At 44.0% G+C, this 12,998-nt stretch carries 12 protein-coding genes; 8 read left to right on the forward strand and 4 right to left on the reverse strand.

Features of this window, described 5'->3' with window-relative positions; translation table 11 throughout:
* The first annotated feature begins 21 nt into the window (after positions 1 to 21).
* The 5 genes from gshA to ACHUFN_RS09265 all read left to right on the forward strand — a co-directional run bounded on the left by gshA (position 22) and on the right by ACHUFN_RS09265 (position 3,926).
* Positions 22 to 1,620, forward strand: coding sequence for a glutamate--cysteine ligase (gene gshA, locus ACHUFN_RS09245; protein WP_394222065.1), 1,599 nt, complete (start codon positions 22 to 24; stop codon positions 1,618 to 1,620).
* 67 nt (positions 1,621 to 1,687) lie between these two features.
* Positions 1,688 to 2,326, forward strand: a complete 639-nt coding sequence (locus tag ACHUFN_RS09250; RefSeq protein WP_394222066.1) for a transglycosylase SLT domain-containing protein — start codon at positions 1,688 to 1,690, stop codon at positions 2,324 to 2,326.
* 322 nt (positions 2,327 to 2,648) lie between these two features.
* Positions 2,649 to 3,107 carry a hypothetical protein gene (locus ACHUFN_RS09255; RefSeq protein WP_394222068.1) on the forward strand — a complete coding sequence of 153 codons (459 nt, stop codon included), beginning with the start codon at positions 2,649 to 2,651 and terminating at the stop codon, positions 3,105 to 3,107.
* Positions 3,108 to 3,209: 102 nt separating this feature from the next.
* Complete coding sequence (locus ACHUFN_RS09260; protein ID WP_394222069.1) at positions 3,210 to 3,623, forward strand: hypothetical protein; 414 nt, start codon at positions 3,210 to 3,212, stop codon at positions 3,621 to 3,623.
* Between the two features lie 177 nt (positions 3,624 to 3,800).
* Positions 3,801 to 3,926: a hypothetical protein gene (locus ACHUFN_RS09265; protein WP_012517787.1), complete on the forward strand. Its 126-nt coding sequence runs from the start codon at positions 3,801 to 3,803 to the stop codon at positions 3,924 to 3,926.
* Positions 3,927 to 3,955: 29 nt separating this feature from the next.
* Here the strand turns inward: ACHUFN_RS09265 and smrB are convergent, their stop codons facing one another.
* On the reverse strand, positions 3,956 to 4,606 hold the full coding sequence (smrB, locus tag ACHUFN_RS09270; protein WP_394222070.1) for an endonuclease SmrB: 651 nt from the start codon (positions 4,604 to 4,606) through the stop codon (positions 3,956 to 3,958).
* Positions 4,607 to 4,758: 152 nt separating this feature from the next.
* Between smrB and prmB the strand changes: the two genes are divergently transcribed.
* The 3 genes from prmB to ACHUFN_RS09285 all read left to right on the forward strand — a co-directional run bounded on the left by prmB (position 4,759) and on the right by ACHUFN_RS09285 (position 8,120).
* Positions 4,759 to 5,694, forward strand: coding sequence for a 50S ribosomal protein L3 N(5)-glutamine methyltransferase (gene prmB / locus ACHUFN_RS09275; protein WP_394222104.1), 936 nt, complete (start codon positions 4,759 to 4,761; stop codon positions 5,692 to 5,694).
* A gap of 9 nt (positions 5,695 to 5,703) precedes the next feature.
* On the forward strand, positions 5,704 to 6,801 hold the full coding sequence (gene aroC / locus ACHUFN_RS09280; protein ID WP_394222071.1) for a chorismate synthase: 1,098 nt from the start codon (positions 5,704 to 5,706) through the stop codon (positions 6,799 to 6,801).
* A gap of 113 nt (positions 6,802 to 6,914) precedes the next feature.
* The gene (locus ACHUFN_RS09285) at positions 6,915 to 8,120 is read left to right on the forward strand and encodes an MFS transporter (protein WP_394222072.1); all 1,206 of its coding nucleotides are present in this window, start codon (positions 6,915 to 6,917) and stop codon (positions 8,118 to 8,120) included.
* Between the two features lie 30 nt (positions 8,121 to 8,150).
* Here the strand turns inward: ACHUFN_RS09285 and ACHUFN_RS09290 are convergent, their stop codons facing one another.
* The 3 genes from ACHUFN_RS09290 to ACHUFN_RS09300 form a co-directional block, all read right to left on the reverse strand.
* Positions 8,151 to 9,698 (reverse strand): SpoVR family protein, encoded by a 1,548-nt coding sequence (locus ACHUFN_RS09290; RefSeq protein WP_394222073.1) that lies wholly within the window; start codon positions 9,696 to 9,698, stop codon positions 8,151 to 8,153.
* A gap of 1 nt (position 9,699) precedes the next feature.
* Positions 9,700 to 10,986, reverse strand: coding sequence for a YeaH/YhbH family protein (locus ACHUFN_RS09295; RefSeq protein WP_394222074.1), 1,287 nt, complete (start codon positions 10,984 to 10,986; stop codon positions 9,700 to 9,702).
* Positions 10,987 to 11,069: 83 nt separating this feature from the next.
* Positions 11,070 to 12,992, reverse strand: a complete 1,923-nt coding sequence (locus ACHUFN_RS09300; RefSeq protein WP_394222075.1) for a PrkA family serine protein kinase — start codon at positions 12,990 to 12,992, stop codon at positions 11,070 to 11,072.
* Between the last annotated feature and the right edge of the window lie 6 nt (positions 12,993 to 12,998).

Genomic DNA, 12,998 nt, shown 5'->3' on the forward strand with positions numbered 1-12,998 from the left:
TTGACATAACGGACCACCATTTTGACTGTAGACTCATCCCGTTTTGAAGCGCGCATTGCAGCGCTTAAGTCACCCGAGTTTCTAGCTGCGCTAAAAGATATAAAGCGAGGCGTTGAGCGCGAAGCCCTTCGTATAAACCCAAACGGTACGTTGGCACAAACACCTCATCCTAAACCGCTGGGTTCTGCGCTAACCCATGATTCGATTACTACAGATTTCTCTGAATCTTTACTTGAGTTTATTACGCCGCCTGAAAATAGCGCTGCTAAGACCATTTCGCAGTTAAAAGATATTCATAAGTTTGTTATAGACAATATTGGTGAAGAACAAATTTGGCCGCTAAGCATGCCATGCTTTATTGACGATGAAGCGCATATTCCTATTGCTTATTTTGGTGAGTCGAATGTGGGCAAAATGAAGCGCGTTTATCGTATTGGCCTTAAAAACCGCTACGGTAGCATGATGCAGGCCATTGCTGGTGTACATTTCAATTTCTCGTTGCCCGATTCATTTTGGAAGTTATGGGCCGAATTAAATGGGAAAGAACATTCTCAAGACCAGACGTCGGCCGACTATTTTGGTTTAATCCGTAACTATCGCAGACTGTGTTGGCTTATTCCCTATCTATACGGTGCATCCCCCGCACTGTGTGGTTCGTTTTTGAAAGGCAAGCAGCATGCACTACCTTTCAAAAAAGTAGGTAAAGGCACCGTTTATATGCCGTATGCGACGTCACTTCGCATGAGTGATTTAGGCTATACCAGTGCAGAGCAGTCGTCGCTTAAAATTTGTTACAACGAATTAGATAATTACGTAAGACTACTACGTGATGCTATGAACACACCATCTTCTCGCTTTAGCCAATTTGCCGCTGGAGAAGAGGGTAATTACCAACAGCTTAGCCGTAATATCATCCAGATTGAAAACGAGCTGTACTCGCCTATCCGTCCCAAACAACCAACTCAGTCTATGGAGAAGCCCACAGATGCGTTGGTTAGACGAGGTATAAACTACATTGAGGTGCGAGCCTTAGATGTAAACCCATTTTCAGCAATAGGTATATCTAAAACCCAGTTTGATTTCTTAGACGTGTTCTTAGTGGCCTGTTTACTGATGCCAAGCGCAGAACTTGATGAAGCGCAGCTTAAAGAAGCAAAAGAGAACATGAATAAAGTGGTGCTGGAAGGGCGAAACCCAGAATTACTGCTTCAAAGACACGGCGAAGCTATTTCACTTCCAGACTGGTGTACTTCGCTATTCTCGTCGTTTAAACAAGCTGCTGAACTACTGGATTTAGCTAATGAGTCAACGCGCTATTCTCAAGCCGTTGACGAAGAATTTGAAAAAGTGAAAAAGCCGCAGCTAACTCCGTCAGGAAAATTACTTGCTACGCTATTAGAAAATGACAAAGATAATGGTGTGTTAGGTTTGGAATTGGCGCAGGCTTACCAAGCTGAAATGAAGTCGTTTGAATACTCAGATACCGATGCCGCAGGATTTGATGCACAGGCTGACGTATCGTTTGCTGCTCAAAAAGAAATTGAAGCCGCTGATTCTAACGACTTTGATACATTTATCCGTGAGTATTTCGCTGAAGCCCCGGCTAAAAAAAATGCCTGACGGGAGTCAGGCATCGAAGGGTTCCAGGGAAACACACATTTTACTAGAACATTAGTTAAGACAAGCTATGAACCAAAAGTTCAAAAAATTGGTGTTTTTTTTATCAACACTCATCGTTCTTTTTCCACTGTTTATCGCTGGGTGTGCAACTACGCCTCCTAAAGACATCAGTAATTTGTGCGAAATATTCTACGAAAAAGACGATTGGTATGATGCCGCTGCTGATGCACGTGATAAATGGGGAGTACCCATTCATGTACCAATGGCCATGATGTACCAAGAAAGTTCGTTTCGCCATGATGCACTCCCACCGCGCGATTATGTCTTTTTCGGGCTCATTCCTTGGGGGCGTGTAAGTTCAGCTTACGGTTACTCACAGGCGAAAACGCCAACGTGGTCGGATTACATGAGAGAAACTGACAACAGCGGCGCAGATAGAGATGACTTTGAAGACGCCATCGATTTTATGGGCTGGTTTATCTACAAGTCCCAGAGGGTAAACGGTATTTCAAAGTGGGATGCCTACGCGCAGTATTTGAATTATCACGAAGGTTGGGGCGGTTACAAGCGCCGAAGCTATGATAGAAAACCCTGGCTTAAAAAGGTGGCATCTAAGGTAAAAGCACGTTCACTTCGTTACGCAACTCAGCTTAAAAAATGTGAAGAAGACCTGCAGAAAGGCTGGTTTATGAAGCTTTTTACCTGACAGATTCAACGTATTTAGTTTGAAAACGCGGCATCATAGTCGCATTTTTTATGCGCCTAGAAATGTTTTCGAACACGTTAAGAAGTAAGCGGACCTTGTTGAAGAAAAAATAGAGGGATAGACGGGCGTCTACCCCTCAGCGACGCTAAGCCAAGACCGTTTTTTACCCAACGTCGAACAGGCATTTACAAGATATTGCAAATGAGAATTATTTTCAATATCTTTTTTGAATTAATTTCTTTTCTGTACATCCAGTGTTTACTCTTTTGCGTTGGCAGCGAAACACCATTTCTTGTTTTATACTCTTTGAAAGGGGGGAGATATGAGTAGAATTGAGTTTGGCGCGCACGGAGAAGTTCACGCGCATTTTAAATCAGAAAAAAATATTTTGTTTATCGACCTTGTCGGGCCGTTTAACTTAGAGTTTATGCAAAAGTATGAAACAGAAGTTGGTGCCGAGAGAGCGAAAATAGCAGCTCCCTGCTGGGGGAGTTTAGTGAACGTTCACGGCCTTGCACTTGCACCAATGGAAGCGACACAATCTGGCCAAGCAATTGTCAGCAAGGCGGTGACTAAAGGTTTGGCGGCAACTGCGATTGTTCTGCAAGAGCCTGAAGGCATTACAATGCAAAAAAAGTTTTGGTCTAGAGTTTACGCGTCTTCAACGTTACCTTTTGAGTACTTCGATAATAGTCAAGAAGCAATAGAATGGCTAACCAATAAAATTCTGGCATGTATGCAGGCTCACAAACTGAATCCGTACACAAACGTTCACAAATAAATGCGATTCAATAACTACTTAATTAGGCTTAAGTTTTTATGAAATGATCTTTGCTGGATATATTTACCTACCTATATTACATGAGCATAACAGGAGGTAGCCATGGTAGGCAGTCAGCATCATTATCGTTTTTTTAATGTAAATAACGTACTCTTTGATATTCCCAGCAATGTTTATGACGACAGAACGGTCGAAGGATGGTTCGAAAACATTGTCCGAGAGGGAAGGAAACTTGACGAATGGGTCATTTTTTCTATTCCTGACAAAAGTCTCACGATTACCCATACCGCAGCGTCCCAGCTTTGTTCACGCATGCCGTTTTTGAAATCTTACGGCTGTTTAGGTTTCTTACTTTTAGCCACACATACCAACGCCAAAATTTTCCACCACAGTTTAAAATCAACCTCGTCTAACTTTGACATCAAAATTAGTGAATCAATGGAAGAGTTATGTAGAAGTGCAGAGTCAATGTTGGGAAGAGAAGGTAATCTCAACATATTTAATCGGTACAGTTAGTATTGGGAAACACTTTTTCATGCAATCACGAGGGGCAGTGGGGTTATTGCCCCCTGTTTTTGACTTAGATCAAACATTCAAAACCCTTTTTGACTCCCACAAAACGGCCTTGATCTAGATCATCACCTTCACAGCGTGTCTCTTTTACTATTAAGTCAGTTGAAGAGGAGATTAATTATGTTGTGGACTATGATGAAAGACCCAGTAGTATGGGGCTCGCTGTTAGGTATAGGCATTATTGTTGCGATGATGATGTATTACACCTATTTGTTTATGCACAACAGTGCAGATGAAGACAAATAACTCGCACTTTATAGTTTGGTTTACGCGCTTTAACGCTTGGTATTTTGAAGCGGTATGTCGATAAGCACCAATAGTGCCGCTTGCCCGCCATACTCGAGTGGGGCTTGATGAAAGGCACGCACGTGTGGGTGTTGCACAAGGTAATGGGGCAGGGCGGCTTTTAACACGCCCTGACCAAAGCCGTGCATAACGCATACACAGTCAACCAGTTCTTTTCTTGCCGTGTGAATAAGTGCTGCAAGTTCTGCTTTCGCCATTTCACGTGTTAGTCCGTGAAGATCTAATGTCATTTCTGGAGAATAATCGCCGCGACGCAACTGTTTCAAGACATGTGTAGACTCACCCTTTTGGCAGAATCGCATAGGGCCTTCTTCGGGCAGCGCTGCTTGATACATATCAGAAAAGTCGAAACTAGCCGCTAATTGCTTGCTGTGTTTTAAATGTTTACCCTTTACCTGCTGAGACTTTTTGAATAACTCGACTTGTTTATCAGGCTCCACCTTATCCTGAGATAAAGGCGTAACGCCCTGCATCGCATCGGCAAATGAAAAAGCCTCTTCCTCAGCATGTGTAGGCGTGTTTCCATTGCTCGCGCTTCCCTTACTCGCCTTAATTGTTAGGCGTTTGGGTTCAGAAAGCTGCTTCTTTAATGCTTTGAGTTCTTTTTTAAAGGTTTTCATTGACGATAACTTAGGTAAATTCACTCGAGATTAACGATTCAAAACGCTTAAATTATAACGAATAGAAAGATTCGGTACGTAGTTAATTATGTGAATCGTTATGAAGTTTGGGTATGATACCAGCTTTGAAATTTTTGATGTACCCAAACGCCATGACCGATAAGTTTTACCTTGAAGAAGCCATTGAAGATCTGCATACCCTGTTAGATATGACACGATGGGCAACCAGCCGTTTTAACGATGCGGCCTTGTACTTTGGTCATGGTACTGACAATGCATGGGATGAAGCAACTAGCTTAGTTATGCAAGCCTTACATTTGCCTCATCCTATATTAGAGCAAGTTGGCGACAGTGTAATGTCATCTCGCTTAACAAAAAGTGAGCGAGAGAAAATTGCCGAGCTTGTATTAAAGCGTGTGCAAACGCGCATGCCATTGCCCTACATCACGAACGAAGCCTGGTTCTGCGGTATGCCATTCTACGTAGATGAACGTGTGCTTATTCCTCGTTCACCATTTGCTGAACTTATTCAAAAAGAGTTTGCGCCATTTGTAGAATCGACGCCAAACACTATTCTAGACATGTGTACAGGCGGTGCGTGTATCGCAATTGCGCTTGCTCATGCGTATCCAGAAGCGCAGGTGGATGCTGTTGATATCAGCACAGATGCTCTGGAAGTGGCCGATATCAATATTCAGGAGCACGGCTTAAGTCACCGTGTTTATCCAATTCAGTCAGATCTGTTTTCAAGTTTAGAAGGGCAGAAGTACGACCTTATCGTGTCTAACCCACCTTATGTTGACGCAGAGGACATGGCAGACCTGCCAGAAGAGTATCATCACGAGCCTGAGCTTGCCCTTGCCGCAGGTGAAGACGGCCTAGAACTCGTTGATATTATGCTTAAAGAAGCGCCCACTTACCTTAATGACGGCGGTTGGCTTTTTGTCGAAGTCGGGAATAGCGAAGTGCATATGAACGAGAGATTTCCTGGTTTAGAAGTGATTTGGCTTGAGTTCGAAAATGGCGGTTCAGGTATTTTCGCCGTACGCAAAGACACATTAGTACAGTATTTTAGAAGTAAGGATTAACAGTTAATTATGTCAGGTAACAGCTTCGGAAAACTTTTCACTGTAACCACGTTTGGTGAGAGCCACGGCATTGCCATTGGCGGTGTGGTAGACGGTTGCCCCCCAGGACTTGAGATCACTGAAGAGGACCTTCAGGTTGATTTAGACAGACGCAAGCCTGGCACTTCTCGCTATACCACCGCGCGAAGAGAAGACGACGAAGTACAAATTTTATCTGGCGTATTTGAGGGTATAACCACAGGCACAAGCATTGGTTTATTGATTAAAAATAAAGATCAGCGAAGCCAAGATTACGGCAATATCAAAGACCGTTTTCGCCCAGGCCACGCCGACTATACCTACGATCAGAAATACGGTAGCCGCGACTACCGCGGTGGCGGGCGTTCGTCTGCACGTGAAACAGCTATTCGTGTAGCGGCAGGTGGCATCGCAAAAAAATACTTAAAAGAAATACACGGCATTGAGGTGTTGGGGTATTTGTCTCAGCTTGGACCGGTTACGGTAGATAAGGTCGATCACAGTGTAACTAACACCAACCCGTTTTTTTGCCCAGACGACTCTAAACTAGATGCGCTGGACGAGTACATGCGAGACCTTAAAAAATCGGGCGATAGCATTGGCGCGAAGGTGTCAGTTGTAGCGAAAAACGTTCCTGTTGGTCTTGGCGAGCCTGTTTTCGACAGGCTAGACGCTGAAATTGCTCACGCCATGATGGGTATTAACGCGGTGAAAGGCGTGGAAATTGGCGATGGTTTTGATGTAATCAATCAAAAAGGTAGTGAACACCGCGATACGCTTACTCCTGAAGGCTTTGTGTCTAACCACTCAGGTGGCGTATTAGGCGGCATTTCTACCGGCCAAGATATAGAAGTACACATGGCACTTAAGCCGACCTCGAGCATTTCGGTACCGGGCAAAACTATCAATAAAGACAATGAAGAAATTGATATTGTCACCAAAGGTCGCCACGACCCTTGTGTTGGTATACGTGCTGTGCCCATCGCTGAAGCTATGCTGGCGCTGGTATTGATGGATCATTTACTGCGTCACCGCGCGCAAAATGCCGGTGTGCAATCGACCACGAAACCAATTGCGGGTCAGGCTTAGTTTATAAATTTAATTACCAACGCGTAGTATGAAGCTTTTGCTGCGCTTAAGATTGCCAATATTCGCCACTGCCAATTCTTTGCTAGTGGCGTTTTTGCATATGGAGATGTGAATTGTCACTGAAAAGCCCACCCAATAATGGAAGCGCAGCTAACAGCAAGACAGCGCTTTTTATTCTCGCCATCACCTACTGGCTGTATTTCGGTCAGCTTGGCGTACTAGTACCTTACTTGGGAATCTTTCTTGATGGGAGAGGATTTTCCTCGGCGGAGATAGGCGAACTCTTTGCCGTTATTACCCTAGCTCGTATATTGGGTCCTGGGCTGTGGGCAGGCGTTGCCGATAAAACAGGTAACGCGATAGGCGTTATGCGTTTAGGCTGTTTGCTGACTGTGCTTACCTTTAGTTCTGTTTTTTACTTCACCAGTTTCTGGGGACTTACGCTGGCCTTCGGGTTAATGATGATGTTCTGGACAGCGGTGCTGCCACAGCTTGAAGTTATTACCATGAATACGGTGTCGAAAACCAACGCTACGTACGGGCAAATAAGACTGTGGGGAAGCGTGGGTTTTATTTGTTTGACGGTAGGCGTGGGAAAAGCTCTTGATGTCTTTTCGACCGATACGCCTGTTCATGCAAGTATTGGTGTGCTAGCACTACTATTTATAAGCACCTTGTTTATACGAGCGCCCAAAGAAGCTGCGCCTGAATCGTCTACGGCGGGCAGTATTTGGAAATACGTCAAACAAAAACCTTTCGCTATCTTTATTTTTGCTTCTGCGTGCTTACAAATTAGCTTTGGCGCGTATTACGGTTTCTTTGCGCTATACATGCGCGACCTTGATTATAGCGGCCAGCAAACCGGAATTTTCATCGCACTAGGCGTACTTGCAGAGGTAGGAATATTTCTTATTGCCCGCAGGCTTATTAGCAACTTTGGCGTATGGAACTTATTGTTTATAAGCATAGCACTCACGGGGTTTCGCTGGTATGTCATGGCGGCGTTCGCCGATTCTTTTATGGTGATTGTTTTAAGCCAGCTTATTCATGCCTTAAGTTTTGGGTTAACTCATGCGGTTTCGGTGCACTTTATTCACCAGTTTTTGCCTAAGGCGTACCACAGCAGAGGGCAAGCCGTTTATATAAGTGTAGCGTTCGGGCTGGGCGGGGCATTTGGCAATTACATGGCTGGGCAGCAATGGCAACAAGGTGCTAACGCCTATGAGACGTTCGTCACCGCTGCTATCTTTGCTGGAATAGGGGCAATGTCGTTATTGTTGTGCTCAAGAAAAGAGATGGGAAACGCTGAAACAGCCTAACGCTGTTATTGATAAATAGAGGCCGCAGGTTTAAACCTGCGGCGAGCGTTTGCATTCTGAAATTATCTCTATTCCCTCTTCACCACTGTCTTGCTCTAGGCGGACATCAAACTTCCAAAGCCTGTGAAGGTGACGCATTACTTCATCTTTAGAGTCAGAGAGAGGAATGCCGCGCTGTGGAATATAGCGAAGGGTGAGCGAGCGGTCGCCTCTAACATCCACATTGTGCACCTGAATATTGGGCTCTAAATTACTCAAGTTGTATTGAGCAGACAGCTTCTCCTTAATAATTTGATAACCCATTTCATCGTGAATGGCACTAACAGCAATAAAAGGTTTAGCGGTGTCATCCTCAAGAGCAAACAATTTAAAATCGCGGATAACTTTAGGCGATAAAAACTGACTGATAAAGCTCTCGTCTTTAAAGTTTGCCATAGCGAAATGTACGGTCTCCAGCCAGTCTTTACCCGCTATATTAGGTAAATATTGATAATCTTCTTCAGTCGGTGACTGACAGACGCGTTTAATATCCATAAACATGGAAAAACCAAGTGCGTAAGGATTTATACCAGAGTAATACGGGCTGTTGTATTCGGGCTGCATAACTACGCTTGAGTGGCTGTGCAAAAACTCAATCATAAAGCGATCGCTTACCAAGCCCTCATCATACATCTCATTTAATATATGATAGTGCCAAAAACACGCCCAACCTTCATTCATCACTTGAGTTTGCTTTTGAGGATAAAAGTATTGAGAGACCTTTCTCACAATTCGCACTATTTCACGCTGCCATGGCTCGAGCAAAGGCGCGTTTTTCTCAATAAAATAAAGCAAGTTCTCTTGAGGCTCTCGAGGAAAGCGAATCTTCTCTTTATGTTTACTGTGTGGGCTGTTTGGTAAAGTGCGCCATAGTTCATTTACCTGAGATTGCAGGTAAGCTTCGCGTTCTTCTTGCCGGTTTTTCTCTTCTTGCAACGAGATTTTTTGCGGGCGTTTATATCTATCAACGCCGTAATTCATTAGAGCATGACACGAGTCGAGCATATTCTCGACTTCCTCAAAGCCGTACTTTTGTTCACACTTGGCGATGTAATTTTTAGCAAAAACTAGATAGTCGATGATAGAGCTAGCATCGGTCCAGGTTTTAAATAAGTAGTTGCCTTTAAAAAATGAATTGTGTCCGTAGCAAGCATGGGCCATGACGAGGGCTTGCATTGTAATGGTATTTTCTTCCATTAAATACGCAATGCAGGGATCAGAGTTAATGACTATTTCGTAAGCGAGTCCCATTTGCCCGCGACGATATTGTTGCTCAGTTTGAATAAATTTTTTGCCAAAACTCCAATGCGTATAGTTAAGCGGCATGCCTATACTGGCGTAGGCATCCATCATTTGTTCGGCCGTTATAACTTCGATTTGATTTGGGTAAGTGTCTAATTTAAATTTTTTCGCGATGCGATCAATGTGCTGTTCGTACTCTTCTATAAGTGGGAAAGTCCAGTCAGGACCATCACTTAACAAATGACGCTGAAACGGCGTAGATTCGCGCGTTTCTTTTGTTATGGTATCAGTGGTCATTTTAGGCTCCTTGCTGCGCATCTTGTTCAGAGCGTTTGAATAACTCCCTAAACACGGGGTAGATGTCGGCCTGAGTTTGTATGTGCTTACACACAAAGTTGTCGCGTGTGGCAGAGACTTTTTCGTACTCGCGCCACAGGCTTTGGTGTTGTCTCTCTGTAATTTCTATATAAGCGTAATAACGTGTCACAGGTAGTAGCTTGGCAGTAAGCAAGTCTCGGCATTGTGGAGAATCGTCTGCCCAGTTATCGCCATCTGAGGCCTGCGCAGCGTAGATATTCCAATTTCCATCGCTATAACGTTCTCGCACCACTTCATCCATTAGCTTTAATGCACTTGAAACAATAGTCCCGCCGGTTTCCTGAGAGTAAAAGAATTCGTGTTCGTCTACTTCTTTAGCTTGTGTGTGGTGGCGAATGTAAACAACGTCTACATTTTCATAGGTACGAGTTAAGAATAGATAAAGCAAGATATAAAACCGTTTTGCCATGTCTTTGGTGGCTTGGTCCATAGAGCCAGACACATCCATTAAACAAAACATTACGGCTTTGCTAGATGGAAGAGGGCGTTTGTCATAGTTTTTGAAGCGCAAATCAAATGTGTCGATAAATGGCACGCGCGCAATTTTAGCTTTTAGCGCTTCAATTTCCTCTTCTAGCGCTTTTATTGCCAATGTGTTGTCGTGCTTGTCATTTACTAGTAGCGCAAGCTTCTCTTCAAGTTCTCGCAGCTTTCTTTTGTCGCCGCCGCTAAGTGCGATACGTCTAGCTACCGAGCCTTTAAGCGAGCGCACAATGTCTAAATTACTTGGAACACCATCGGTTTGATAACCTGCTCGATAGGTTTCAAATTGGGTGACTTTATCAAATTGGTTTTTCTTTAAATTTGGAAGGGCTAAGTCTTCAAACAGTAAATCTAAATACTCGTCTTTAGAAATTGAAAATACAAACTCATCTTGGCCTTCGCCTTCATTGCTGGCATCGCCTTCGCCAGCCCCTTGACCGCCGCCACCAGGTGGTCTGTCAATTCTATCTCCAGCGGTAAATTGGTCGTTTCCAGGGTGCACAATATCTCTGCTGCCACCACGGCCAGTGTGAAAAATAGGTTCAGAAATATCTCTGGCTGGAATACTAATTTGTTCGCCAGAATCGAGGTCGGTCACAGAGCGTTTGCCCACGGCATCAGAAACTGCGCGCTTTATCTGTTGCTTGTAGCGCTTGATAAAGCGTTGGCGGTTTACTGTACTCTTGCCCTTACTGTTTAACCTTCGGTCAATAAAATGCGCCATACACACCTGCTTATCTTGTTGTGAACTACAAAAACCTGTGCTTAAGAGCACTCTGCGCTCTTAAGCATGGCGAGCGCTTCGCGTTAAGACGCTTTACGAACGCGTAGGTACCATTCACATAGCAACCGCACTTGTTTTTGCGTGTAACCTTTCTCGGTCATACGATTTACGAAGTCGTCATGCTTTTTCTGCTCTTCCGCAGAACCTTTGGTGTTAAAAGAAATAACCGGCAGTAAGTCTTCCGTGTTAGAGAACATTTTCTTCTCAATCACGGTGCGTAGCTTTTCATAACTTGTCCATGCAGGGTTCTTACCACCGTTGTTCGCGCGCGCCCTTAATACAAAGTTAACGATTTCGTTACGGAAGTCTTTTGGGTTACTGATACCCGCAGGCTTCTCCGTTTTTTCTAGCTCTGCATTTAATGACGCTCTGTCGAACAGCTGACCAGTTTCTGGGTCGCGATATTCCTGATCTTGAATCCAGAAATCAGCATAAGTCACATAGCGGTCGAACAAGTTTTGGCCATACTCGGAATACGACTCCAAGTAAGCGGTTTGAATTTCTTTACCTATAAACTCTACATAGCGCGGTGTTAAGTAACCTTTTAAGAATTCCAAGTACTTATCAGCGGTTTCTTGAGGGAACTGCTCTCGTTCAATTTGACGTTCAAGCACGTAAAACAGATGCACGGGGTTGGCAGCCACTTCTTGGTGATCGAAGTTAAATACACGCGACAAAATCTTGAAGGCAAAGCGAGTAGATAACCCCTCCATGCCTTCGTCCACACCCGCATAGTCGCGATATTCTTGATAAGACTTAGCTTTCGGATCGGTATCTTTTAGGCTTTCGCCATCGTATACCCGCATTTTTGAAAACAAACTGGAGTTTTCAGGCTCTTTTAAACGAGATAAAACGGTAAATTGTGCCAAACACTCTAACGTGTCTGGTGCGCACGGTGCCCCTTTAAGCTCACTGCTATCAAGTAGCTTTTTATAGATTTTAATTTCTTCACGAACCCGTAAGCAGTATGGCACTTTTACTATATAAACGCGGTCAAGAAACGCTTCATTATTCTTATTGTTTCTAAATGTTTGCCATTCAGATTCATTAGAATGTGCGAGTATTAGCCCGTCAAAGGGAAGTGCAGAGAAACCTTCTGTGGGGTTGTAGTTGCCTTCCTGCGTAGCGGTCAATAAAGGATGAAGCACCTTAATAGGCGCTTTAAACATTTCAACGAATTCCATTAACCCCTGATTCGCTTTACACAGTGAGCCCGAGTAGCTGTAAGCGTCAGGGTCGTTTTGCGCATATTGCTCTAATCTGCGAATATCCACTTTACCCACAAGCGAAGAAATATCTTGATTGTTTTCATCGCCTGGCTCAGTTTTTGCGATACCCACTTGGTCAAGTACGGAAGGATAAACGCGAACCACTTTGAATTTTGTGATATCACCGTTGTATTCGTGCAGGCGTTTTCGCGCCCACGGCGACATAATAGTTTTCAAATAGCGCTTAGGAATGCCGTACTCTTTTTCAAGTATGTCGCCATCTTCTTTAACATCAAATAAACAGAATGGATGATCGTTCACTGGTGAGTCTTTAAGCATGTAAATGGGAACATGCTGCATTAGCTCTTTTAAGCGTTCCGCAAGAGAAGACTTACCCCCGCCTACAGGTCCAAGCAAATAAAGAATTTGTTTCTTCTCTTCAAGTCCTTGCGCGGCATGTTTTAAATAAGAAACAATTTGTTCTATGGCTTCTTCCATGCCATAGAATTCTGAAAAAGCTGGATAGCGAGAAATAACGCGATTCGAGAAGATCCGACTTAGCGCCGGGTCGTTGGCAGTGTCAATTAATTCAGGTTCACCAATGGCTTGTAGCAATCGCTCTGCTGCGTTTGCGTAAGCGGTTTGATCCTCTTTACAAATTTCAAGGAACTCCCCAATGGTGAACTCTTCCTGTTTTCGCTCTTCGTAGCGACTTTGATAGTGTTCAAAAATACCCATGAATAC

The sequence above is a fragment of the Alteromonas gracilis genome (genome assembly GCF_043642145.1).
GTDB lineage: Bacteria > Pseudomonadota > Gammaproteobacteria > Enterobacterales > Alteromonadaceae > Alteromonas > Alteromonas gracilis_B.

Coding starts and splice junctions, on each gene's coding strand:
- ACHUFN_RS09255 (WP_394222068.1), top strand. CDS start 2,649: ATGAGTAGAATTGAGTTTGGCGCGCACGGAGAAGTTCACGCGCATTTT.
- smrB (WP_394222070.1), bottom strand. CDS start 4,606: ATGAAAACCTTTAAAAAAGAACTCAAAGCATTAAAGAAGCAGCTTTCT.
- ACHUFN_RS09250 (WP_394222066.1), top strand. CDS start 1,688: ATGAACCAAAAGTTCAAAAAATTGGTGTTTTTTTTATCAACACTCATC.
- aroC (WP_394222071.1), top strand. CDS start 5,704: ATGTCAGGTAACAGCTTCGGAAAACTTTTCACTGTAACCACGTTTGGT.
- ACHUFN_RS09265 (WP_012517787.1), top strand. CDS start 3,801: ATGTTGTGGACTATGATGAAAGACCCAGTAGTATGGGGCTCGCTGTTA.
- prmB (WP_394222104.1), top strand. CDS start 4,759: ATGACCGATAAGTTTTACCTTGAAGAAGCCATTGAAGATCTGCATACC.
- ACHUFN_RS09295 (WP_394222074.1), bottom strand. CDS start 10,986: ATGGCGCATTTTATTGACCGAAGGTTAAACAGTAAGGGCAAGAGTACA.
- ACHUFN_RS09260 (WP_394222069.1), top strand. CDS start 3,210: ATGGTAGGCAGTCAGCATCATTATCGTTTTTTTAATGTAAATAACGTA.
- ACHUFN_RS09300 (WP_394222075.1), bottom strand. CDS start 12,992: ATGGGTATTTTTGAACACTATCAAAGTCGCTACGAAGAGCGAAAACAG.
- ACHUFN_RS09290 (WP_394222073.1), bottom strand. CDS start 9,698: ATGACCACTGATACCATAACAAAAGAAACGCGCGAATCTACGCCGTTT.